Origin of the sequence: Corynebacterium sp. HMSC078A10 (assembly GCF_001811565.1) — a bacterium.
GTDB lineage: Bacteria > Actinomycetota > Actinomycetes > Mycobacteriales > Mycobacteriaceae > Corynebacterium > Corynebacterium hesseae.
On sequence record NZ_KV805230.1, the window covers coordinates 70,125 to 92,110 of the forward strand.

A 21,986-nucleotide genomic window follows, 5' to 3' on the forward strand; every position below is an offset into this window, starting at 1 on the left:
GGTCTATTCGGAATCCATGATGAAGCCGGCGTCGAGGACGCCCACCAGGTTGGTGATGCGCTCCTCCGGGGTGCGGCCCAATCCGGACGGGGTGATGGTGTTGGTCAGCGAGATGCCGTCGAGTGCATCCTTGTAGTCCAGCTTGCCTACCGACAGCATGGAGGCAACCATGCCGTGGCTATCCGCGCCGTTCTCCGGGTTGGCACCCGGCGCGAACGGGGTGCCCGCCTCGTGGCCGGACGGGAAGGCACCGGTGGCCTTGCCGTAGACAACGTTGGAGGTAATGGTCAGCACCGACTGGGTGGGGATGGCGTTGCGGTACATCGGGATGGCCTTAATCTTCTCCATCACGGTGTGAACGATGGTGGCAGCGATGTCATCGGCGCGGTCGTCATCGTTTCCGTAGAAGGGGAAGTCACCTTCCGTCTTGTAGTCCACGATCAGCCCGGAATCATCGCGCACCGGGTAGACCTTGGCGTACTTGATGGCGGAAAGCGAGTCAGCCACGATGGACAGGCCGGCGATACCGCAGCCCATGGAGCGCACGATATCGGAATCATGCAGCGCCATCTCGATGGCCTCGTAGGCGTACTTGTCGTGGCAATAGTGGATGATGTTGAGGGCCTCAACGTAGGTGCCCACAACCCAGTCCAGCATCTCCTCGTACTTCTGCCAGACCTCGTCGAAGTCGAGCGGTCCATCGCCCTTGATGGGCTCGTAACCGTCGACGACCTGCTTGCCACTGACCTCGTCGCGGCCGCCGTTGATGGCGTAGAGCAGGGCCTTCGCAGCGTTGACGCGGGCGCCGAAGAACTGCATTTGCTTGCCGACGGCCATCGGGGACACGCAGCACGCAATTGCGGCGTCGTCGCCCCACTGCTCACGAATCTGCTTATCGGACTCGTACTGGATCGAGGAGGTCTCAATCGAGATGTGGGCGCAGAATTCCTTGTAGCCCGCCGGCAGCTGCGGATCCCAGAAGATGGTGATGTTCGGTTCCGGGGACGGGCCCAGGTTGATCAGTGTCTGCAGCAGACGGAAGGAAGTCTTGGTCACCATGTGGCGGCCATCGTCGCCAAAGCCGGCATCGGACCAGGTTGCCCAGTACGGGTCACCGGAGAAGATCTGGTCATAGTCCTCGGTGCGCAGGAAGCGGACGATGCGCAGCTTGAGCACCAGCTGGTCGATGATTTCTTGGGCGTCTTCCTCGGTGATGATGCCAGCGGCAAGGTCGCGCTCGAAGTAGCAGTCGAAGAATGCGGAGAGGCGGCCGATGGACATGGCGGCGCCGTCCTGGGACTTGATGGAGGCCAGGTAGCCAAAGTAGGTCCACTGGACTGCCTCGTGGGCGGTCTTCGCGGGCTTCGAGATATCGAAGCCATAGGACTCAGCCATGACCTTGAGCTTCTTCAGAGCCTTGATCTGCTCGGCGTGCTCCTCGCGGTAGCGTGCCCAGTGCTCGGAGAATCCGATATCACCGACTGCGTGCTTGGATGCCTCCTTCTCAGCGATGAGGTAATCCACGCCGTAGAGGGCCACGCGGCGGTAGTCACCAATGATGCGGCCGCGGCCATAGGCATCCGGCAGGCCGGTGATGATGTGAGAGGAACGCGCTGCGCGGATGCGCGGGGTGTAGATATCGAAGACCGCGTCATTGTGGGTCTTGCGGTAGCGGGTGAAGATCTTCTCTACGTCTGGGTCAACTTCCTTGCCGGCCTCAAAGATAGCCTGCTTGACCATGCGCCAGCCGCCGTTGGGCATCATGGCGCGCTTCAGCGGAGAATCCGTCTGCAGGCCCACGATGACGTTGTCGTCCTCACAGATGTAGCCGGCCGGGAAAGCATCGATATCGCTCGGGGTGTGGGTGTCCACGTCGAAGATGCGCTTCTGGCGCTCGATGGACAGGTAGTTCTCCTCCAGGTGATTCCACACATTCTTGGTCTTCTCGGTGGGTCCAGCAAGGAAGGAGGAATCCCCGTCATAAGGGGTGTAGTTGCGCTGGATAAAATCACGAACGTCAATGTTCTCAGTCCACGGGCCGGGCTCGAAGCCCTTCCATGCCTCGAACTGCACGGACTGTTCAGTTGCGGTGGTCACTATATTGACTCCCTTCGTAGTTCACACGACGCGTAATGCTTAGTCGCAGAAGGGCTTTAGGTGACTTCAATTCACGGGCAATTCGGTCAACCCGTCCGTCACCGAACCCCTCTCTGTAGCCCATAGTAGGGGTAAAGACGCACAAGCTCATATCGGCAAATGCGGGCCGCGCACCACCAAGGGTGCCAGTGTGAGCACTGCACAGGTCAGCTCCGTCATAGGTAACGGCCGTACGGTTGGATGCGGGGGTAAAGTACCCCCTGACGTGGCCTTTCCCACACTTTTTGGGGCGAGCTCTTGGTGCGTGTCCTTGCCGCGCTCTATTGTTATGCGCAGTATCCTCGTCTCGCTTTTTAGCAAGGAGCCTCCCCGCGTGTCCGACATCGCAACCGCCCCTCAGCCCACACACCCGGTCGACGCCGTCCCACCAGCCCCGAAGTTGGCAGCGCTCGGACTCCAGCACGTCCTCGCATTTTATGCTGGCGCGGTCATCGTCCCGCTGCTTATCGCGGGCTCGCTGGGGCTGGATGAGGCCACAACGATCCACCTCATCAACGCCGACCTGTTGACCTGTGGTCTGGCGACGTTGATCCAGGCGGTGGGCGTCGGCAAGCACATCGGCGTTCGCCTGCCCATCATCCAGGGTGTGACCACCACGGCGGTCAGCCCCATCATTGCTATCGGACTCAGCGCGGGTGACCAGCCGCTGCCTACGATTTATGGCGCAATTATTGCCGCCGGTATTTTTACGTTTTTCGCCGCGCCGGTCTTTGGACGAGTGCTCAAATACTTCCCGCCGATTGTCACCGGCACCGTGCTCTTGGTCATGGGTACATCGCTGCTGGCGGTATCTGCAAATGACTTTGTCAATTACGCCGACGGGGTTCCGGCCGCGCGCGATCTGCTGTATGGCTTCGGCACGCTGGCCATCATCATCGTGGTTCAGCGCTTCTTCCGTGGCTTTCTGGGGACGCTGTCGGTGCTGCTTGGTTTGATCATCGGCACCGCTTTGGCGCTCGTGTTGGGTGATACGTCCTTCGACGGTGTGCGTGAGGCCGACGCCATCGGCATGACCACGCCTTTCTATTTCGGCATGCCGCGCTTCGACATCATGGCGATTCTCTCCCTCATCATCGTCATGATCATCACCATGGTGGAGACCACCGGCGATGTTTTCGCCACCGGTGAGATTGTAAAGAAGCGCATCAAGCGCGATGACGTTGTGCGCGCCATCCGCGCCGATGGCCTCTCCACCACCCTGGGCGGCGTGATGAACTCCTTCCCGTATACCTGCTTCGCGCAAAACGTCGGCTTGGTTCGCCTGACCGGTGTGAAATCGCGCTGGGTGGCAGCATCGGCAGCCGGTTTCATGATCATCCTGGGACTACTGCCCAAGGCCGCCGCCGTGGTGGCGGCTATCCCCTCCCCGGTGCTCGGCGGTGCCTCGTTGGCGCTCTTCGCCAACGTTGCCTGGGCCGGCCTGCAGACCATTGCGAAAGAAGACATCACCGACGGCCGCAACGCCGCCATCGTTACCACCGCGCTGGGCTTGGCCATGCTGGTCACCTTCAAACCGGACGTAGCCACCGCCTTCCCGGAGTGGGCGCAGATCTTTGTCTCCTCCGGAATGTCCATCGGCGCAATTACGGCGATTCTCCTCAACTTACTGTTCTTCCACGTCGGTGCGCAGTCGGGTGATGATGTCAGCCGCCTCGACGGCGCCGGCGTCTCCCTTAAGGAGCTCAACGAGATGGAGCGCGACAGCTTCGTCAGCGCCCTGCGCCCGCTCTTTAACAACGAGACCTGGCCGCTTGAGGCCGCCTGGGAGCTGCGCCCCTTCCAGGACGTCAGCCAACTGCGGGAAGCAATCCAGGTTGCGGTGCTCACCGCCCCGAGTGAGAAGCACCGCGCACTGATCCACGACTACCCGGCGATGGATGAGCTGCTGCTTGTCGACGCTGACTCGGCCGCCACCATCTCCGCCGACCGCGGATCCTTGGCCTTGGATGACCTCGATGATGTACAGACGCAGCAGCTTATCGACGTTTCAACGGCCTACCGCAAGCGCTTCGACATGCCCTTTGTGGCATACCTGGACACCAACGACTCGGCCGACCGCGTTATCGATGCGGGCGTGCGCCGCTTGTCCAACTCGGATGAGCTGGAACAGCGCGTGGTCTTGAGCGAAATCATCGAGATTGCCAACGACCGCTTCGACATCCTCCTCGCGGACGCCAACCCAGTTCGGGCTTATTGGGACCGCAAGTTCACGGAGGTCGAGTGACCAGAAGTCACTCGACGTAGAAAAGGTTCATTCCACGTACAAGGCCACTCGACGTTAATAGGTTCATTCCGAGTAGGAGAAGGTTCATTCCGCCTTCAAGGTCACTTGGCGGGCGAAGGTTTGTGGAACTCCATGGTGACCTGGGCTTCGGAGTCCACTCCGCGAATGATGCCTTCATAAAAGCTGCGGGCTTGGTCTTGTAAGAGCTCGCGGTTGTCGTTGATGTCCTTGCGCTTCTTATCGGCGCTGAGGACGTCCGACACCGTGGATGCGGCGTCGAGCGGCTGCGTGGTCCAGCTGAGAACTCCGTTGTTCTCCACGGCGGTCTTAAACTCCTCGTCGGTGTGCCCGATGAAGATAAAGTCCGGAATGTGGACCGTGTAGGAATGCTCGCCGGTTTCGGTGACGCTCACGTCCTTGCCCTCAATACCAAGCTTGGCTTTGTAGGAATACTGCACAAACTGGGTGCGGCCGGTCCACGGAACCCTCACGCCAAATACCTGCCCGGCGGAGGACTTCTCCGTGAGTCCTTGGATACCGAGGCTAAGCAAGACGACTTGCTCCTCGCGCTCGACTGCGTTGATTACCTGCGAAGTGGTTGACTCTACCGGCGCGGTGTACACCTCATGTGGTTGGCGCACGGCATACACACCTAAACCGGCACAGGCGAGTGAAAGAAGCACCACCAACGCGATGAGCGTGGTGCTGAGTTTGCGAGGAGACATGAGGCTTAGCCTTTCGTGCGTAGTAGAGATAGCTACGCTCCAGATTAGTCTCCGCAGTTTTAGTACACGTCACCTGCAACCACCGAGACGAGAGCCTGCTGCTCAGCGAAAGCAGCAAAAGCCATTAACAGGGTGTCGATATGCGTGCGCAGGTGACGATCCATGACCACCGAGCCCGACTTCCGAAGGCGCTCTTCGGCGGCTCCGTTGACGTCGCCAAGCACCAGCACAACCTGGCCGGGAAGAACACCAGCGAATTCTGTGGCGTCGACAATCACGCCGTCGCACGCACGCGCTTCCGTTTCGCTACCGATCCACCGGACAGAGACTCCTTGCGGCGCATAAGCGGCGATGTCATCAGCGAGCCGTTTGCTCATCATAAGCCCAAGGGTTATGGTCTTGCGCATTTCAATCATCTTCCTTAATCGTGCATGACGTGGCTTTTTGCCTTGACAAGCTACAGATTAAAGATTGAAGCGTTCACCGACCATGGTCATTTCATGACGATACAATCAAGCCCATGGACAAGGAAGAACGCCAGCGCAGAATCATTTGGGCCGTTGACTCAGGAAGCAAAACGGTCAGCCAATTACAAGAACTCACCGGAGCTTCCGCTATTACCATCCGCCGCGACCTCGCGGCGCTGGAAGAAGTAGGGGCCCTCGAACGATTTCACGGAGGAGCGCGCCCCGCGGTTCGAAGGGGCGCCCGCTATCCCCTGGAGGTACGCCGAAAAGAGGATCCCGCCGGCAAACGGGCGATTGCTGCTGAGGCTGCCCGCCTCGTTGAACCAGGCTCCTGCGTGCTCGTTGACTCAGGGACAACACCAACTGCCGTTGCCCGCAATCTCGCCGGCATGGACATCACAGCACTAGCGATGTCCCTGTACGCGGGCGCAGCATTAGCCAAGACGCCGGGCAGTGACGTCATCATTCCCGGCGGAACCGTCAACAGCGACGATCTTGCGGTGTACGGGGCGGAAGCGGTTGAAACAGTCCTGTCTATGCGCTTCGACCTCGCGATTGTCGGAATCTGCGCGTGTACTCCGTCGGTAGGCCTTATGTCCCCGAACCTCACCGAGGCGACCATTAAGCGGGCCTATTTCCAAGCCGCCCGACGAGTCATCGTTGTCACCACACCAGAGAAATTCACGCGCATGTCAGCCCACCGCGTGGCCACATTTGATCAAGTAGACACGGTCATCACAACGACTGACCTATCCCAGGATCTAGCCCAGGATGTGGTCGATGCCGGCGCCAACCTCACGATGGTGCCGGTGGAAGGCGCCTAAAGCTGGAACTTTTCGACGATTTCAGTGCGACGCTTGTGCTCCATCCAGAAGGACAGGAACGGGACAACACCGGCAAGCGCCGTGGTGAACAACTTGCTCACCGGCCACATGACACGCGGCCCAAGAACCAGGATGGAAACGAGGTAGACCATATAGGCCACGCCGTGGGCTTGGGCAATGAGCGTGGCCCACGACGGCATTTCCATGCCTACGCCGTACTGCAGGATCATGCGCACAACCAAAATAAGAAGGAAGATACCGGTAACCGTGGCGGCGATGGAAAAGAACTTCAGCGGACCACGGATGCGGGCCTGGCGGTCTGGGTGGACGGCGTTGCTCACTGAGTTGCTCATTAATTCTCCTCTTCGGTGCCGCGACGGCGGCGCTGTTTGTTCATGGCGTTGAAGGTTTCCACATCAACCTGCGGCCGAGGTGGCAGGAAATCCTCGTCGATCTTGGTCACGGCTTGTTCCTTGGTTGACCTCACGCTCTTTGCTTCATACTGAGCTGGTTCTTCTCCCCGCTCGAGGGCTTCGTTCTCTGCGTCGATACGCTCATTCTCGTAGCGCATAGCGGTGCGATATGCGTAGACCACGAACACCGCGAAGAGCGGCCACTGGAAGGCGTATCCCAGATTTTGGAAGGTTCCCGAGCCAGAGCGGAACCGAGTCCACTGCCAATAGGCAAGGAACAAAAAGAGCACGACAAAGAACACGATGAGGACGATGTGCCACCATCGAACCTTCATCCGCTTTTTCGGTGCTGGGTTGGTGCTCACCCACAACAGCCTACCCACCACGCCGTGAAAAGTGGATTTCCTTCCGCGGCCTGCTGCCCTGTAGGCTAGTGGACGTTGCGCAGAGAAGGTAGAACTCCGCAGCAACGAAACCAGCGCCCGTGGCGGAATTGGCAGACGCGCTAGATTTAGGTTCTAGTGTCTTATGACGTGTGAGTTCAAGTCTCACCGGGCGCACAATTTCAAACCCCGCTCGGCAAATTTCGAGCGGGGCTTTTGTTATTTCCAGTTCCGCGCGCTTAGGCTTGCCCGGCGAGGGCCGCCAAAGGTTCGCGCAGCTGCGCCAGTGCGCGGCCACGGTGCGACACCGCGTTCTTTTCCTCCGGGGACATCTCCGCGGCGGAACGGGATTCGCCCTCGGGCTGGAAGAGGGGATCGTAGCCGAAGCCATTCTCGCCCTGCGGCGCAGTGAGCAAGGAGCCTGGCCACCGGCCCTCCACCACGTGCTCCTGGCCATCCGGGGTCACCAGGGCACAGACCGACACGAATGCTGCTGCGCGACGCTCCGCGGGCACGTGGGACATCTGCCCCAACAGCAAACGATTATTCGCTTCATCGTCGCCGTGTCCGCCCGACCACCGGGCCGAGAGCACACCAGGCATGCCGTTGAGTTCTTCCACCGCGAGGCCGGAATCATCCGCAATCGTTGCCAAGCCGGTGTGCTGCACCCCGGCGCGCGCCTTAATCAACGCGTTGTCGGCAAAGGTGCGGCCATCCTCCACGGGCTCCGGGTAAGCTTCCACCGCGGACAGCGGGAGCAGCTCGATGCCCGCGATGCCGGCATCGGCGAGGATCTTCTCTAGTTCCTTGAGCTTCTTGGCATTATTCGAAGCGACGAGGAGCTTTACCATCCGAGGGCCGCCTTTTGAGCGTCGATAAGCTGGGCGCAACCAGCCTGCGCCACGTCCAACATGTCATTGAGCTCCGCGCGGCCAAACAGGCCGTGCTCGCCGGTGCCCTGAATCTCGACGAAGTCTCCGCCTTCCTGCATCACCACGTTGAGATCGACCTCCGCGCGGGAGTCCTCTTCATAAGGCAGGTCCAAGCACACGTGGCCATCGATGATGCCAACGGAGACCGCAGCGATGGGATCCAGCAGGGGCTCGCCCGGGACGACGCCTTCCTCCTTGAGGTAAGCAATCGCATCAGCCAGCGCCACATACGCACCGGTGATCGACGCCGTGCGGGTACCGCCGTCTGCCTGCAGCACGTCGCAATCCAGCTGGATGGTGTTCTCCCCCAGCTCAGACAGGTCCACCGCTGCGCGCAGGCTGCGCCCCACCAGACGTGAAATCTCGTGGGTGCGGCCCTTGACCTTGCCCTTCATCGACTCGCGCGGCATGCGCTCGTGGGTTGCAGAAGGCAGCATGGCGTACTCAGCAGTCAGCCAGCCCTCGCCGGAATCCTTCTTAAAACGCGGCACCCCGAATTCCACGGAAGCCGTACACATGACTCGGGTGTTGCCGAACTCCACCAGCACCGACCCAGCCGGATTGGTGGTGAAATTACGGGTAATGCGAACGCTACGGAGTTGGTCGAGCGTGCGACCATCAGCACGAGTGAAATCAGTCATGCCCACTACCCTACCGCGCGTGTTAGAACTCGAGCTCCATCCCAGCGGCGCCGACGACGATCTCTCCGTCGAACTCGCGGGCAGCGGCGGCATATGTTGCGGCGACATCGCCCCACGGCTGTAGGTGAACAAGCACGAGCTTCTTTACCCCTGCCTCACGCGCTAGGCGCCCAGCTTCTGCTCCCGACATGTGCATGTCTGGAGCCTTATCCTCCGAAGTCTCGCCCCATGCAGCCTCGCAGAGGAAAGCATCCACGCCTTGGGCAGCCTCAACGAGCGCGGGCGTATAAGCAGAATCCGCCGAATAACACACAGTTGCGCCAGTCTTCGTGTGCTCGACCCGCAGGGCATACGTTTCTACCGGGTGCACGGTACGGAAAGGCGTGATGTAGACATCGTCGACAAGCTGGCGCTCACGGTCCACCCACGGACTAAACGCAAAGGAATCACTCATATCATCCACCCCATCCGGGGCATCCGATGACAACCGACCCAAGTGGGTTTCAGTCGCCGCCGGGCCGAGACAAAAATTGCGGGAAGCTGCCGGGGCCGTGGGGTGGAAACGGCGCCAGACCATCAGCGACGGGAAGTCTAGGCAGTGGTCAGCGTGGAGATGCGTTAATGCCACGTGGGCATCGCAAGGATCCTGGAGTTCCTGCAGGCGAGCAAGCGTACCCGGGCCGAGGTCCATGATGATGGACGGAGCCGAGGGGAATGACAGGAGGTAGCCAGAGGCCGGATTACCCACAGTGGGCACCGACCCGGAACAGCCTAGGATGGTCAGCTTCATGCGTTCAATAGTTCCACGAAACAATGGGGGATGCGAGATTTGGCTCGATTGTACATCTTTGCCGGTGCTAAATCTTGGGTCCCAGGAATCGCGTAGCCAAACGCTCGAACGCCGCGTGGTCACCAGTGCACTCAAAACTGCGGGTTGGCACTTGCCCCGTCGGGGCAAGCATGTCCGTCTTGGTGAGGATGCGCAAAACGTCCTTCGTGGTCTCCTCGGCGGAAGACACCAAGGTGACGTTGTCACCGATAGCGAGCTGGATGACGCCTGTGAGCAGTGGGTAGTGCGTGCAGCCGAGGACGAGTGTGTCGACCCCTGCCGATTGCAACGGCGCGAGGTAGCCTTCCGCCACACCGAGGATCTGGCGCCCAGCGGTAATGCCGCGCTCGACAAAGTTCACAAAGTCCGGGCAAGCAACTGCCTCGCACTCGACGTTCGGGTTGACCGCAAAAAGATCTTGATAAGCACCTGAATTAATGGTGCCCTCCGTACCGATCACGCCGATCTTGCCGTTGCGGGTCGTGGCGATGGCACGGCGCACGGCTGGACGAATCACCTCGACGACTGGAATGTCGTAGCGCTCGCGGGCATCGTGGAGGAAGGCTGCGGTGGCGGTGTTGCACGCAATCACCAGCATCTTGCAGCCACGCTCCACGAGTTCATCAGCAATCGCGGTGGACAGCTCACGCACTTGGGCAATGGGCCGTGGACCATAAGGGGCGTGGGCGGTATCGCCGATGTAGACGATGGATTCGTCGGGAAGCTGCTCAATGATTGTGCGCGCAACGGTGAGTCCGCCTACGCCTGAATCAAAAATCCCAATGGGAGAGGTTGCATCAGGCATTAGTTCATCACTCCTCGAGGCGCAGGCTTAACCTTTCTCATCGGGTCATCAGAGGTGATCACCATGCCCGCGACGATGCCGCCAATGGCACCGAAAAGGTGGCCCTGCCAGCTCACTCCCTCATAGATGGGCAGCACGCCCCAGATGAGGCCGGAGTAGGCAAAACCAAGGCCTAAGCCAACGAGGAACTGGCTCAACGAGCGGTTAAAGATACCTCTTACGATGAGGTAGGCCAACCAGCCATACACCACGCCCGAGGCGCCAATATGCGAGGTTCCCGGCCCGCCCAGCAGCCACGTGCCAACACCGGCGATGAGTACCACGATGATGGTGACCTCCCACCACGCCTTACGTCCGGATAGGCCAATCAGGAAACAAAAAACCGCACCCGGCAACGAGTTACCGATGAGGTGCTCAAAGTTTGCGTGGAGCAGCGGCGCGGTGAAGATCCCCCAGATGCCGTTGAAATCCAGCGGGTGAATGCCGTACTGCCCCAGCTCGCTTCCAAAGAACAGGAAGTTGATGATGTGGATGATCCACTCGACGGCCAGGAAGCCCACCGTTAAAGACGCAGCCGTTTTTAAACGTCCGGTCCGGGTGTAGTTCTTCGAGTCCCCCTTGTTGAGTACGGGTTGGTGCCCCGTTCCCGGTCCTGCCGGGCGGGGTTGGAAAGGGTTGGGCTCATGCGATTGCTGCTGGCCAAAGGGTCCACTCGTGGTCATAATGCCTCCAACTTTAGCAAGCGTGAGGCAAGGACTACGTCTCCAATCCCGGCCTGTGCTTCTGCTAGTCCATGATGACGTTGAGCAGCGAATCCTGGCAGAAGGCCAGCCATTCCACGAGCGCATCGCGGTCTGCCCCGGGGGTATCCTGCGGTACGTCCCCCGCAGCGATGTAGAGGCGCAGGTCATTGAGGCCGGCGAGGAAAGCATGTGCCTCTTCCTCACTGATAGCCACCTCTACCCCGCCAGTGGGGCCAAGGGCGGTGTTAATCACCTGGAGATTCTCCAGCTTGGCGCGCGCGATGTCATTCTCGTGCAGCGAGCGCAGCAGCGAATTATCACCATCGAACTCCTCATCCCCTGGCTTCTGGAAGTCTGGAAAGAGACGGGCCAGTGACGGATCCTCCGGTGCTTCGGTGTGGCCAGTGGGCATGTCGAGCATGTCCGCTAATTCATCCTTCGGCGCTGACTGCGCGCGGGCGATGATGGCCTCGGAGACCGTCGCGGTGAGATCACCGAGGACTTCACGCTCCATGGGCTCGAATACGGTGGTGTACTTCGCACCACGCATGAAGGACTTTTTCTTCTTCCACGTCTGCATACTCTTATCCTGCCTGCTGCATCGTGGCCCACAGGCCGGCGACCTGTAGTTTCTTCACGTCAGCTTCAACCTTGTCGCGTTCGCCCGAGGACACCGCCGCCTTACCTTCGGTATGGACTTGCATCATCAGCTCGTTAGCTCGCTTCTTGTCATAACCCAAAACAGTCTGGAACACGTAGGAAACGTAGCTCATTAGGTTGACTGGGTCATCCCAGACAATGCACATCCACGGCAGGTTTTCGCTCGTGGCGACGTCGACGTCAATCGCCTCATCCAGCTCCGGGGTGGCCATGGGCGAACTCATCACCACGACTGCGGACGTTTCGTTGTGCGCTTTCATGTCCTCTACACTAGCCAAATTTTTTCATCGCGCGAACAGTTATACTGTCTTCGACCTTTAACCTGATTGTCGTTTGCAGGTGGCATCGATGAATTCTTTCTCCCTTCCCCCAGCCGTTACTGACATTCTCGCGGGACGCCAACCCTCAAGAGAGGACCTTGTGCCTCTCGTGCAGCGCATCATCACCGTATTGGTCCTCGGTGGCACGCTCGTGACCGCCGTGCTCAGCTTGACCAGCCCCTCCGATAACGGCAGCTCACAGGATTCTGAGCCTCCCACGCCGGCGACGTGCGATTACGAGCTTCCCGACGTCCCCGTCCAACGCCAGCTCGCCACCATCCAGGATGAGCTCATAGAGGCGCTCAACACGTGGCGTAAGGAGGATGGCCTAACCCCGCTGGTGCCCTGGATCGAACGCCAAACCGCTGCCCGCGAAAAGGCGGAGTGCAACGCGGTTACCAAGACGGAAGAGCACACGGATGAAAATGTGCAGATGGTCCAGCACCACCTACCTGTGGACAAGGCTAGCGGCTATGAATTTATGGAAGACATCCGTAGATCACCCGACAGTGTGGCCGCTTTGCGCGATCCCCGCATGACCACCGCTGCGGTGGGCACGGCTTACAGCGACGGCGAAGTCTACGTTGTCATTCAGCTCGAAGCATAGAACTGCTGATTTTTCGGTACGCGCTGAGTAGCATCTTCGATGTGACTACTACCTCAGACAACGTCCAGGATTCTGGGCTCGGGCCCAGCGATCGTTCTACGGCCCTGCTTACCGATAAGTATGAGCTGACCATGCTGCAGGCTGCGCTGCGCGATGGCTCCGCGCACCGCCAGGTGGCCTGCGAAGTGTTTGCCCGCCGCCTCCCCAACGAGCGGCGCTACGGTGTTGTCGCCGGCACCGAGCGTGTCCTTCGCGCAGTCCGAGACTTCCGCTTCACCGCTCAGCAGCTGGCGGAGATGGACTTCCTCGATGCAGAGACCAAGGAGTACCTGGCTAATTACCGTTTCTCCGGGCACATCGACGGCTATCGCGAAGGCGAGCTGTACTTCCCCAACTCGCCACTGCTGACCGTGCGCGGAACCTTTGGCGAATGCCTGATCCTGGAAACCGTGATCCTGTCCATCATGAATTCCGATTCCGCCGTGGCCTCTGCGGCCTCACGCATGGTGGTGGCTGCGGATGGCCGCCCCATCATCGAGATGGGCTCGCGCCGCACGCACGAGTATGCCGCCGTCACCGCCGCCCGCGCCGCCTACTTAGCCGGTTTCCAGGCCACTTCCAACCTGGAAGCTGGCTACCGCTACGACATCCCGGTCTCCGGTACTGCGGCGCATGCATGGACGCTCGCGCACGTCAACGAAGACGGAACCCCGAACGAGGAGGCGGCATTCCGCGGGCAGATCGAAACCCTCGGCGTGGGCACCACCCTGTTGGTGGATACCTACGACATCACCAAGGGCGTGGAAACCGCCGTGCGGGTGGCCGGCCCCGAGCTGGGCGGCGTTCGCATCGACTCCGGCGATTTGGCCGCTGTCACCCGCCGCGTGCGTAAGCAGCTCGATGACTTGGGCAACCACAACACGAAGATCGTTGTCTCTTCCGACCTGGACGAGTTCGCCATCGCCGGCCTGCGAGGAGATCCCGTCGACGTCTACGGCGTGGGCACCTCGGTGGTCACCGGCTCTGGCGCCCCAACCGCCAGCATGGTGTACAAGGTCGTCGAGGTTGATGGCCATCCCGTGGCCAAGCGTTCCTCCTCGAAGAAGTCGCAGGGCGGGGCAAAGCGCTCCCTGCGCACCTACCGCTCCTCCGGGGTGGCCGTCGAGGAGCTCGTACTCCCCTTCTCCGCCGAAGACCCAGACACCGGGACGCTGAGCACCCGCGACATGACGGTGCCGCTCATGCGCGACGGAGAGATCCTGGACAATCTCCCCAACCTCCACGAAGCCCGCGAGTACCTAGCCCAAGCCATCACCACTCTGCCGTGGGAAGGTTTAGCTCTGACCCGCGACGAGCCTGCGGTCCCGACCCGCTTCATCGGCTTCGACTCTTAAGAAGCCTGGCGAAGGCGACCGACTACACTGCCTGACATGCACGACTCAACGGTTGACCTCCTCGACGCCGCCGTTTCCGCCCTCGGAGGTGCGCGGCGTGCCGGCCAGGTGCGCATGGCGGAAGCCGTGACCACCGCGTTGGAAAAAGAGCGCCACCTCGCCGTGCAAGCTGGAACGGGTACGGGTAAATCACTGGCTTACCTCGTCCCTGCCTTTCGCCACGCGCAAGAAACCGGGCACACCGTGATTGTTTCCACGGCCACGCTGGCGCTGCAACGCCAGCTGGTGGAACGAGATCTGCCGCGCCTCGCCGAGGCCCTCGAACCGCACCTGGAAAAGAAGCCGACCTTCGCCATCATGAAGGGGCGTTCCAACTACGTCTGCCTCAACAAGGTCTCCCGCGCCGCTGAGCTTGACGACGAAGACGCCCTGCTTGACCAGGACGCCATCTCCAGCCTCGGCCGCCATGTCCAGCGCGTCTACGAGTGGGCGGAGGACACCGAGACGGGTGACCGCGAGGACCTCGAACCGGGAGTGCCCGATCTAGCCTGGCGGCAGGTCTCCGTCACCTCCAATGAGTGCCTTGGTGCTACCCGCTGCCCGCACGGCGAGGACTGCTTCGCGGAGCTCGCGCGGCGCCGCGCGGCAGACGTCGACATCGTCGTCACCAACCACGCGCTGCTCGCCATCGATGCGGTGGCAGACATCAACATCCTGCCAGAGCACGATGTCGTCATCATCGATGAGGCACACGAGCTAGATGGCCGCATCACCTCGGTCTCTACCGCCGAGATCACCGGGCGCGCCCTCAAAATGGCGGCCAACCGCGCCAAGTCCCTCGGCGCCAATGGCAAAGACCAGCGGCTGAGCGAACAAGCCAATGAGCTAAGCCAACTGCTCGGGGAATTCACGCCGGGCCGCTGGACCGATCTTCCGGAGGAAGCCAAGCAGCAACTCATGAGTCTCGCGGACACGTTAAGCGACTGCCGCGAGACCATCGCCCGCGCCCCCGAGGGCGAACAGGCCCAAGACCCAGAAAAATCTGCCGAGCGCCAAAACCTGGCCAATCACCTCGGCAGCCTCGTCGAAGCCATCGCCCGCATCCTCGACGTCTTCGCCACCGGTGACCCCGCAGCACACGCCGACGTGGTGTGGCTGGAACGCGATGAGCGCACGCTGAACGACACCCTGGCCGTTGCCCCGCTCTCCATCGCCGGCATGTTGCACGAAAAGCTCTTCGGCGAACAGACCGTCGTGCTGACCTCCGCCACCCTGGCCTTGGGCGGGCGCTTCGACGCCATGGCCGCACAATGGGGCCTGCCCAAAGGTACATGGGACAGTCTCGACGTGGGCTATCCTTTCGACCCCGCGCGCAGCGGCATCCTCTATACCGCAGCGCACCTGCCGCAGCCAGGCCGCGACGGACTCAGCCCGCAGACCCTTAAGGAAATCCGCGAGCTCATCATGGCCGCGGGCGGGCGCACCCTCGGTCTCTTCTCCTCACGCCGGGCCGCACAACAGGCAGCTGAGGAGCTCAAGCCCACGCTCCCTTTCGATATTTATCTCCAAGGCGAGGACTCCATCGGCGCGCTCGTGGATAAGTTCACGAAGAACGAGAACTCCTGTCTCTTCGGCACGCTCACTCTCTGGCAGGGTGTCGACGTCCCGGGCCCCGCGTGTTCCCTGGTGCTCATCGACCGCATCCCCTTCCCCCGCCCGGATAATCCCCTGATGCAAGCGCGCACCGAAGCAGCTAAGGCGGCTGGGCGCAACGGTTTTATGGAGGTTTCCGCTACGCACGCGGCGCTGCTTATGGCCCAGGGAGCGGGCCGCCTGCTGCGCTCCACTGCGGACCGCGGGGTCGTCGCAGTCCTCGATAGCCGCTTGGAAACCAAGCGCTACGGATCCTACCTGCGAGCCTCCATGCCGCAGATGTGGCCGACGAGCGACCCAGAGGTTGTGCGCGGCGCTCTCAAGCGCCTGGTTGAGGCCCGCTAGGGACGGCGCAGCGCGCACACCGTAGCTGAGTCTGGGGCGACCTCGGTGAAACCGGCGTCATGCACCACCACCGCTCCCGGACGCGCACAAGCCACGGCAAATTCCTCATGGGGGATTTCGCGGACGGACAGCGCAAAGTCCTCTGCCGCCCAGTTCTCCACTTCCTCGGCGCTCATCGCCGCGGCTAACAGCATCGAACCGTGTCCTACCTGTGCTGCGGCCTTTCCCGCGCTCATGGCGAGGGAGGCATCGACGTAGATCACGGGGGCGTCGCCAAGCGCGGGCCCTGGCTCATCCTTCGGCAGGTCGGTGTGGCCGATCTGCAGCTTCGCCACGAGTGGGTGCACGTCCTGCACCGCCGAGGGGAGGAAGACGCGCGCGCGATCATCCACGGTGACGCCGGGCAGGGACTGCACATCGCGCCAGGCCTTGTTGCGTGCGCGGCGCGCCACCTTGCGGATGCGGTGCCCGTACCACTGCCCTAGGGCCTCGGCGAAGGCCCCATCCTGGCCAGCCCTATCATCGAGACAGAGCTTGACGACGCCTTTAGCCGCCGCCTCGAGCACCTCCGTGCGCGCGGGCGGATCCTGCTTGGGCAGGTTGAGCGCGATCTGCATCGCCTGAATGGTCTCGGGTTTGTTCGGGTCCTCAGGATCATCGCGCCAACTGCGCTCGCTACACGCAGCCGCAAGACGGCGATGGGCCTCGCGGAGATTACTCACTGGCAACTTCTTCCATCGGGATACCGAGGATCTGCAGAATCTCATCCATGTATGGGTGGTTTACGGAGGTATCCGCAACCTGGCGCAGCGCTGGCTTGGCGTTGAAGGCGATGCCTAAGCCGGCGGCGGAAATCATGTCGATATCGTTAGCGCCATCGCCGACGGCAACGGTCTGCAGCATGCTCAGGCCCGAATCCGCAGCGAATTCGCGCAGGAACTTCTCCTTGGCCTTGCGGTCCACCACGTCACCGATGACGCGGCCGGTGAGCTTACCGTCCACGATTTCGAGCGTGTTGGCGCGCACGTAGTCGAGGTCGAGTTCCTGTGCCAGATCTTCGAGGACCTGGATAAAGCCACCAGAGACTACCGCAACCCGGTATCCCATGCGCTTGAGGGTGCGGATGGTGGTCCGCACGCCCGGGGTCAGGCAAATATCGGCGGCGGTTTCTGCGATGACGGACTCCGGCAAACCTTCCAAGGTGGCGACGCGCTCGCGTAGGGATTGCTCGAAGTCCAGCTCGCCGCGCATCGCGCGCTCCGTCACTGCGGCAACCTCGGCTTCCTTGCCGGCGTGGGCGGCCAGCATTTCGATGACCTCGCCGGTGATAAGGGTGGAATCGCAGTCAAAGCAGATAAGCCGCTTCGAACGGCGCTGCAGGCCGGAGCGCTCGATGGCGATGTCGACACCTTGCTCGGTAGCTAGGCGGGCCAGCATGGCGCGCACAGGATCGGCAGCACCATCGATCGTGATATACAGCTCCAAGCCATTGAGCGGATAAGTGGAGAGCCCGCGGATACGGTCGATGTTGACGTTGAGGTTAGCCAGTTCCTTAGCAATGGCGGACATCTGGCTGGCGTTGAGCTGGCGTCCCAGAACCACGACGACGTGCGTCGAGCGCGGGCGTGAGGTTGACTCTTCTTCTCGCAGATCCACGTTGATGGACTGCGCGTAGATGCTCAGCGTATTTCGCAATCCCTGCTCCAAAGCCTCGAGGCGCGAGGAACGAACCCGGATGTAGGCGGACAGCGAAATCCGACCGGAGAAGATAGCTTGCTCGGCGTCGACGAGCTCCACATCATGAGAGCCCAGTACGCGGAAGAAGGCCGCCGACACGCCTGGCTTATCGGGGCCGGAGGCGGTAACAACGGCGAAGACTTGTTCACTTTGATTATCCACGGGGCTTATTATCTCACACCACGTTCGTGACCTTTTCACCTACGGCAAACGCCGCCTCCCCATCGCAGTGATGGGGAGGCGGCGTTTTCAGGAGTACTCAGCTAGTGAGTGCTTAGTGGCCGACGTGTGCTTCCTCGCGAATGCGCTTAACCATGTGCGGGTAGTGCAGCTCGAAGGCCGGGCGCTCGGAACGAATGCGCGGCAGCGACACGAAGTTGTGGCGCGGCGGCGGGCAGGAGGTGGCCCACTCGAGGGAGTTGCCATAGCCCCACGGATCGTCCACGGTGACGATCTCACCGTAGCGCCAGGACTTGAAGACGTTCCAAATCAGCGGGATAACCGAGGCGCCGAGGACGAAGGAGAAGATGGTGGAAATCTGGTTGAAGACCGTGAAGCCATCAGACTCCAGGTAGTCGGCGTAACGACGCGGCATACCCATGTTGCCCACCCAGTGCTGGATAAGGAAGGTGCCGTGGAAGCCGATGAAGGTCAGCCAGAAGTGGATCTTGCCCAGGCGCTCATCGAGCATGCGGCCGGTAATCTTCGGGAACCAGAAGTACAGGCCAGCGAAGGCGGAGAACACCACGGTACCGAACAGGGTGTAGTGGAAGTGAGCAATCAGGAAGTAGGACTCAGCGAGGTGGAAGTCCAGTGCCGGGGAGGCCAGCATAATACCGGTCATACCGCCGAAGAGGAAGGTTGCCAGGAAGCCCATGGCGAAGATCATCGGGGTATCCCAGGTGATGTGGCCCTTCCACATGGTGCCGACCCAGTTGAAGAACTTCACGCCGGTCGGAACCGCAATGAGGAAGGTCATGAAGGAGAAGAACGGCAGCAGAATAGCACCGGTCACGAACATGTGGTGAGCCCACACGGCCATGGACAGCGCACCGATTGCCAGCAGGGCGAAGACCAGACCAATGTAGCCGAAGACCGGCTTGCGGGCGAAGACCGGCACAACCTCAGAAATGATGCCGAAGAACGGCAGTGCCAAGACGTAGACCTCCGGGTGACCGAAGAACCAGAAGAGGTGCTGCCACAGGATGCCGCCACCGTTAGCGGAGTCGAAGATGTGGCCGCCCAGCTTGCGGTCATAAAGAACACCCAGTGCCGCAGCGGTCAGCAGCGGGAAGATCATCAGAACGATGACAGATGCGGTAAACACTGCCCAGGTGAAGACCGGCAGACGGAACATGGTCATGCCCGGTGCACGCAGGGTGAGGACCGTGGTGATCATGTTGATGGCGGAAGCAATGGTACCGACACCGGTAGCGCCCACGCCGACGATCCACATGTCGGCGCCGATACCCGGGGTGTGAACCGAGTCAGACAGCGGGACGTACATGGTCCAGCCGAAGTCAGCAGCGCCGCCCGGGGTCAAGAAGCCCGCGAGCATCACGACGCCGCCGGTCAGGGTAATCCAGAAACCGAAAGCGTTCAGACGCGGGAAGGCCACATCCGGTGCGCCAATCTGCAGGGGCAGAACATAGTTACCGAATGCCCACACCACTGGTGTTGCAAACAGCAGCAGCATGACGGTGCCGTGCATGGTGAAGAGCTGGTTGAACTGCTCGTTGGACAGGAACTGCAATCCTGGGGTGAAAAGCTCAGCGCGAAGCAGCAGAGCCATGAAGCCACCGAGGAAGAAGAAGCTGAAGGCCATGATCATGTACATGATGCCCAGCTGCTTGTGGTCGGTGGTGGTTAGCAACATCCACGCCTTGGAACCGGTCTTTGCGTTACCAGTCGGCTCCGGACGTGTAGGCGCGACGTAATCGTCGAGCCGTGGCGCCACAGCGGTCATAAAATCCTCCTGAAGAACAAGCGTCTAACCACATCGGTATCACGCGTTTTATCGCGCCACACGCCCAGTGATTAAACACCTAGGTTTACTCGCCTTATATTAGGGCACCTCAGGGCCAAATTTCCAGCGCTCTAATATTCCCCGTAGCTCTTGCTAGCCCCGTTTTATCCGGATAACCCCTTGTACGTGGCAGACCCGCTACACCATGCCTCACCAGGCGGTGATCTAGAACACAGATGGCCGAGTGTGCGGGCCCCTAAAACCCGAAAACGCACCCCCTGAAAGAATCAAACTTTCGGTTGATCGTTCTAGGAGGTGCGGCGTGGCAGTGGATGCTACTTAGAAGTCCCAGTCCTCGTCGGTGGTTTCCTCCGCCTTGCCAATCACATAGGAGGAACCGGAGCCAGAGAAGAAGTCATGGTTCTCATCCGCGTTCGGAGACAAGGAAGACAGGATGGCCGGGGACACGCGGGTTTCATCAGCCGGGAAAAGCCCCTCGAAGCCTAGGTTATTGAGCGCCTTGTTGGCGTTGTAGCGAAGGAAGCGCTTTACATCCTCGGTCCAGCCCAACTCATCGTAGAGATCCTCGGTGTAGTCGATCTCGTTCTCGTAGAGTTCATAGAGCAGGTCGAAGGCGTAGCCCTTCATCTCTTCCTGCTCCGACTCCGAGAGCTTCTTGTAGCCCTGCTGGAACTTGTAACCAATGTAGTAGCCATGAACAGCCTCATCGCGGATGATGAGGCGGATGATATCGGCCGTGTTCGTCAGCTTTGCGCGCGACGAGAAGTACATCGGCAGGAAGAAGCCTGAGTAGAAGAGGAAGGATTCCAGCAAGGTGGACGCAACCTTCTTCTTCAGCGGATCATCGCCCTGATAGTAGGACATGACGATTTTTGCCTTGCGCTGGAGGTTTTCATTCTCTTCGGACCAGCGGAAGGCGTCGTTGATCATGGGAGTCGACGCCAACGTCATGAAGATATTGGAGTAGGACTTCGCGTGAACGGACTCCATGAAGGCGATGTTGGTGTAGACCGCCTCTTCGTGGAGAGTGGTGGCGTCGGGAAGCAGCGATACCGCACCGACGGTGCCCTGGATGGTATCGAGCAGAGTGAGACCAGCGAAGACACGCATGGTGGTCTCCTGTTCCTTCTCAGTCAGAGTTTTCCAGCTCTGGATATCGTTGGACACCGGCACCTTTTCCGGGAGCCAGAAGTTACCGGTGAGGCGATCCCACACCTCGAGATCCTTCTCATCTGGAATCGTGTTCCAGTTAATTGCCTTCACCGGAGCCTCGTGGCTAGCGATGTAATCGTCGTACTCGTGAGACACGCACGTCACCTCGTCTTACTAGTTATTGTGAGTCTGGTGCCATGGTACCCGGTAAAACTAGGGGCCAAAATTCCTGCGTGTTTTATACTTAAGCCCTGTTCACACGCCCCCGAATGTCGATGGAGGTACCGACTCCCCGTGACTGAGCCCTCCGCTCCCCTACTCAGCACCGTTCTAGACACCATCGGCGCCGACATCGTCAGCGGCACCCTTGCCGCCGGCGAGCGTTTTACGCTCACCGATCTCTGCGCACGTTTCGGAGTTTCCCGGACCGTAGCCCGCGAGGCAATGCGCGCACTAGAGCACTTAGGCATGGTCTCTTCTTCACGCCGCGTAGGTATCACGGTGCTGCCTATCAGCGAGTGGGCGGTCTATGATCCCGCCATCATTTCGTGGCGCCTGAGCTCAGAGAAATCCCGCGACAGGCAGCGCTCCTCGCTCAACGAACTGCGCCTTGCCATTGAGCCCGTCGCTGCCAGCCTCGCTGCGCTGCATGCGTCCCAAGAAGATAAGGAAGAGATCTTAGAGCTGGCCCAACGCCTCCAAGACACGCCAACGCGGCGCGTCGGTGAGCACCTCGCTACCGACCTGCGTTTTCATGCCATGGTTCTCCATGCCTCGGGCAATGAGATGTTTTCAGCTCTCAGCCCCTATCTGCTGTCCATGGTGCGCGGGCGTTCCCTCTTTGGCTCCCGCAAACGCAACCCCACGGCCGGCACCGAACAGCGTCACCTGGATCTAGCGGAGGCAATCCACCGCGGCGACTCCCCCGAGGCAGAAAAAATCGCACGCGCCATCCTGATTGAGGCGCGTGCGAACAAGGACTAACAGG

Annotated in this window: 22 protein-coding genes and 1 tRNA gene; 7 read left to right on the forward strand and 16 right to left on the reverse strand. The window is 60.6% G+C overall.

Going from position 1 to position 21,986, the window contains the following annotated elements; translation table 11 throughout:
• Window positions 1-3 precede the first annotated feature (3 nt).
• Entirely contained in the window at window positions 4-2,097 is a 2,094-nt protein-coding gene (gene pflB, locus HMPREF2808_RS12610) for a formate C-acetyltransferase (RefSeq protein WP_070530034.1), read from the reverse strand.
• Between the two features lie 373 nt (window positions 2,098-2,470).
• On the opposite strand from pflB, the gene HMPREF2808_RS12615 reads away from it, so the two are divergent.
• Window positions 2,471-4,381 carry a solute carrier family 23 protein gene (locus tag HMPREF2808_RS12615; RefSeq protein ID WP_070530036.1) on the forward strand — a complete coding sequence of 637 codons (1,911 nt, stop codon included), beginning with the start codon at window positions 2,471-2,473 and terminating at the stop codon, window positions 4,379-4,381.
• Window positions 4,382-4,482: 101 nt separating this feature from the next.
• Here the strand turns inward: HMPREF2808_RS12615 and HMPREF2808_RS12620 are convergent, their stop codons facing one another.
• Window positions 4,483-5,106 (reverse strand): hypothetical protein, encoded by a 624-nt coding sequence (locus tag HMPREF2808_RS12620; RefSeq protein ID WP_070624993.1) that lies wholly within the window; start codon window positions 5,104-5,106, stop codon window positions 4,483-4,485.
• 59 nt (window positions 5,107-5,165) lie between these two features.
• The gene (locus HMPREF2808_RS12625; protein ID WP_227486231.1) at window positions 5,166-5,513 is read right to left on the reverse strand and encodes a hypothetical protein; all 348 of its coding nucleotides are present in this window, start codon (window positions 5,511-5,513) and stop codon (window positions 5,166-5,168) included.
• Between the two features lie 113 nt (window positions 5,514-5,626).
• Between HMPREF2808_RS12625 and HMPREF2808_RS12630 the strand changes: the two genes are divergently transcribed.
• Window positions 5,627-6,397, forward strand: a complete 771-nt coding sequence (locus HMPREF2808_RS12630; RefSeq protein ID WP_070624996.1) for a DeoR/GlpR family DNA-binding transcription regulator — start codon at window positions 5,627-5,629, stop codon at window positions 6,395-6,397.
• Here HMPREF2808_RS12630 and HMPREF2808_RS12635 read toward each other — a convergent pair.
• Complete coding sequence (locus HMPREF2808_RS12635; RefSeq protein WP_070530046.1) at window positions 6,394-6,750, reverse strand: DUF3817 domain-containing protein; 357 nt, start codon at window positions 6,748-6,750, stop codon at window positions 6,394-6,396. The genes HMPREF2808_RS12630 and HMPREF2808_RS12635 overlap by 4 nt on opposite strands.
• Window positions 6,750-7,145 (reverse strand): SURF1 family protein, encoded by a 396-nt coding sequence (locus HMPREF2808_RS12640; protein ID WP_070530048.1) that lies wholly within the window; start codon window positions 7,143-7,145, stop codon window positions 6,750-6,752. The genes HMPREF2808_RS12635 and HMPREF2808_RS12640 overlap by 1 nt, the downstream gene beginning before the upstream one ends.
• A gap of 143 nt (window positions 7,146-7,288) precedes the next feature.
• On the opposite strand from HMPREF2808_RS12640, the gene HMPREF2808_RS12645 reads away from it, so the two are divergent.
• Window positions 7,289-7,370, forward strand: a tRNA-Leu gene (locus HMPREF2808_RS12645).
• A gap of 62 nt (window positions 7,371-7,432) precedes the next feature.
• Here HMPREF2808_RS12645 and rdgB read toward each other — a convergent pair.
• From rdgB to clpS, 7 genes are all read right to left on the reverse strand, one after another.
• A complete protein-coding gene (gene rdgB / locus HMPREF2808_RS12650; protein WP_070516103.1) occupies window positions 7,433-8,044 on the reverse strand; it encodes an RdgB/HAM1 family non-canonical purine NTP pyrophosphatase in 612 nt (203 codons plus the stop codon).
• Window positions 8,038-8,766 carry a ribonuclease PH gene (gene rph / locus HMPREF2808_RS12655; RefSeq protein WP_070530053.1) on the reverse strand — a complete coding sequence of 243 codons (729 nt, stop codon included), beginning with the start codon at window positions 8,764-8,766 and terminating at the stop codon, window positions 8,038-8,040. Before rph ends, rdgB begins: the two co-directional genes overlap by 7 nt.
• Window positions 8,767-8,788: 22 nt before the next feature.
• Window positions 8,789-9,556: an MBL fold metallo-hydrolase gene (locus HMPREF2808_RS12660; protein WP_070561735.1), complete on the reverse strand. Its 768-nt coding sequence runs from the start codon at window positions 9,554-9,556 to the stop codon at window positions 8,789-8,791.
• A 67-nt stretch (window positions 9,557-9,623) separates the two neighbouring features.
• Window positions 9,624-10,400 carry a glutamate racemase gene (murI, locus tag HMPREF2808_RS12665; protein ID WP_070624998.1) on the reverse strand — a complete coding sequence of 259 codons (777 nt, stop codon included), beginning with the start codon at window positions 10,398-10,400 and terminating at the stop codon, window positions 9,624-9,626.
• Window positions 10,400-11,122: a rhomboid family intramembrane serine protease gene (locus HMPREF2808_RS12670; protein ID WP_070562138.1), complete on the reverse strand. Its 723-nt coding sequence runs from the start codon at window positions 11,120-11,122 to the stop codon at window positions 10,400-10,402. The genes murI and HMPREF2808_RS12670 overlap by 1 nt, the downstream gene beginning before the upstream one ends.
• Before the next feature lie 64 nt (window positions 11,123-11,186).
• Window positions 11,187-11,723: a DUF2017 domain-containing protein gene (locus HMPREF2808_RS12675; protein ID WP_070522403.1), complete on the reverse strand. Its 537-nt coding sequence runs from the start codon at window positions 11,721-11,723 to the stop codon at window positions 11,187-11,189.
• Window positions 11,724-11,727: 4 nt separating this feature from the next.
• Window positions 11,728-12,063 (reverse strand): ATP-dependent Clp protease adapter ClpS, encoded by a 336-nt coding sequence (clpS, locus tag HMPREF2808_RS12680; protein ID WP_070522406.1) that lies wholly within the window; start codon window positions 12,061-12,063, stop codon window positions 11,728-11,730.
• An 88-nt stretch (window positions 12,064-12,151) separates the two neighbouring features.
• Between clpS and HMPREF2808_RS12685 the strand changes: the two genes are divergently transcribed.
• Genes HMPREF2808_RS12685 through HMPREF2808_RS12695 form a run of 3 tightly spaced genes read left to right on the forward strand, consistent with a single transcriptional unit; the run spans window position 12,152 to window position 16,122 of the window.
• On the forward strand, window positions 12,152-12,730 hold the full coding sequence (locus tag HMPREF2808_RS12685; protein WP_070625000.1) for a CAP domain-containing protein: 579 nt from the start codon (window positions 12,152-12,154) through the stop codon (window positions 12,728-12,730).
• 41 nt (window positions 12,731-12,771) lie between these two features.
• A complete protein-coding gene (locus HMPREF2808_RS12690) occupies window positions 12,772-14,124 on the forward strand; it encodes a nicotinate phosphoribosyltransferase (RefSeq protein ID WP_070625002.1) in 1,353 nt (450 codons plus the stop codon).
• 36 nt (window positions 14,125-14,160) lie between these two features.
• Window positions 14,161-16,122 (forward strand): ATP-dependent DNA helicase, encoded by a 1,962-nt coding sequence (locus tag HMPREF2808_RS12695; protein ID WP_070625004.1) that lies wholly within the window; start codon window positions 14,161-14,163, stop codon window positions 16,120-16,122.
• On the opposite strand, the gene HMPREF2808_RS12700 is transcribed toward HMPREF2808_RS12695, so the two are convergent.
• The 4 genes from HMPREF2808_RS12700 to nrdF all read right to left on the reverse strand — a co-directional run bounded on the left by HMPREF2808_RS12700 (window position 16,119) and on the right by nrdF (window position 21,154).
• On the reverse strand, window positions 16,119-16,844 hold the full coding sequence (locus HMPREF2808_RS12700; protein WP_070625006.1) for a peptidyl-tRNA hydrolase: 726 nt from the start codon (window positions 16,842-16,844) through the stop codon (window positions 16,119-16,121). The genes HMPREF2808_RS12695 and HMPREF2808_RS12700 overlap by 4 nt on opposite strands.
• On the reverse strand, window positions 16,837-18,030 hold the full coding sequence (gene serB / locus HMPREF2808_RS12705; protein ID WP_070530098.1) for a phosphoserine phosphatase SerB: 1,194 nt from the start codon (window positions 18,028-18,030) through the stop codon (window positions 16,837-16,839). The genes HMPREF2808_RS12700 and serB overlap by 8 nt, the downstream gene beginning before the upstream one ends.
• A gap of 103 nt (window positions 18,031-18,133) precedes the next feature.
• Window positions 18,134-19,825, reverse strand: coding sequence for an aa3-type cytochrome oxidase subunit I (ctaD, locus tag HMPREF2808_RS12710; protein WP_070625008.1), 1,692 nt, complete (start codon window positions 19,823-19,825; stop codon window positions 18,134-18,136).
• Between the two features lie 339 nt (window positions 19,826-20,164).
• Window positions 20,165-21,154 carry a class 1b ribonucleoside-diphosphate reductase subunit beta gene (gene nrdF / locus HMPREF2808_RS12715; RefSeq protein WP_070522424.1) on the reverse strand — a complete coding sequence of 330 codons (990 nt, stop codon included), beginning with the start codon at window positions 21,152-21,154 and terminating at the stop codon, window positions 20,165-20,167.
• 138 nt (window positions 21,155-21,292) lie between these two features.
• Between nrdF and HMPREF2808_RS12720 the strand changes: the two genes are divergently transcribed.
• Window positions 21,293-21,982 carry a FadR/GntR family transcriptional regulator gene (locus HMPREF2808_RS12720; protein ID WP_070625010.1) on the forward strand — a complete coding sequence of 230 codons (690 nt, stop codon included), beginning with the start codon at window positions 21,293-21,295 and terminating at the stop codon, window positions 21,980-21,982.
• Window positions 21,983-21,986: the final 4 nt, after the last annotated feature.

Bases quoted from the DNA above. Each gene is read 5' to 3' on its own strand.
- rph (WP_070530053.1), bottom strand. From the start codon at position 8,766: ATGACTGATTTCACTCGTGCTGATGGTCGCACGCTCGACCAACTCCGT.
- murI (WP_070624998.1), bottom strand. From the start codon at position 10,400: ATGCCTGATGCAACCTCTCCCATTGGGATTTTTGATTCAGGCGTAGGC.
- clpS (WP_070522406.1), bottom strand. From the start codon at position 12,063: ATGAAAGCGCACAACGAAACGTCCGCAGTCGTGGTGATGAGTTCGCCC.
- ctaD (WP_070625008.1), bottom strand. From the start codon at position 19,825: ATGACCGCTGTGGCGCCACGGCTCGACGATTACGTCGCGCCTACACGT.
- HMPREF2808_RS12685 (WP_070625000.1), top strand. From the start codon at position 12,152: ATGAATTCTTTCTCCCTTCCCCCAGCCGTTACTGACATTCTCGCGGGA.
- HMPREF2808_RS12640 (WP_070530048.1), bottom strand. From the start codon at position 7,145: ATGAAGGTTCGATGGTGGCACATCGTCCTCATCGTGTTCTTTGTCGTG.
- HMPREF2808_RS12625 (WP_227486231.1), bottom strand. From the start codon at position 5,513: ATGCGCAAGACCATAACCCTTGGGCTTATGATGAGCAAACGGCTCGCT.
- HMPREF2808_RS12660 (WP_070561735.1), bottom strand. From the start codon at position 9,556: ATGAAGCTGACCATCCTAGGCTGTTCCGGGTCGGTGCCCACTGTGGGT.
- HMPREF2808_RS12620 (WP_070624993.1), bottom strand. From the start codon at position 5,106: ATGTCTCCTCGCAAACTCAGCACCACGCTCATCGCGTTGGTGGTGCTT.
- HMPREF2808_RS12630 (WP_070624996.1), top strand. From the start codon at position 5,627: ATGGACAAGGAAGAACGCCAGCGCAGAATCATTTGGGCCGTTGACTCA.
- HMPREF2808_RS12635 (WP_070530046.1), bottom strand. From the start codon at position 6,750: ATGAGCAACTCAGTGAGCAACGCCGTCCACCCAGACCGCCAGGCCCGC.
- HMPREF2808_RS12675 (WP_070522403.1), bottom strand. From the start codon at position 11,723: ATGCAGACGTGGAAGAAGAAAAAGTCCTTCATGCGTGGTGCGAAGTAC.
- rdgB (WP_070516103.1), bottom strand. From the start codon at position 8,044: ATGGTAAAGCTCCTCGTCGCTTCGAATAATGCCAAGAAGCTCAAGGAA.
- HMPREF2808_RS12695 (WP_070625004.1), top strand. From the start codon at position 14,161: ATGCACGACTCAACGGTTGACCTCCTCGACGCCGCCGTTTCCGCCCTC.
- HMPREF2808_RS12670 (WP_070562138.1), bottom strand. From the start codon at position 11,122: ATGACCACGAGTGGACCCTTTGGCCAGCAGCAATCGCATGAGCCCAAC.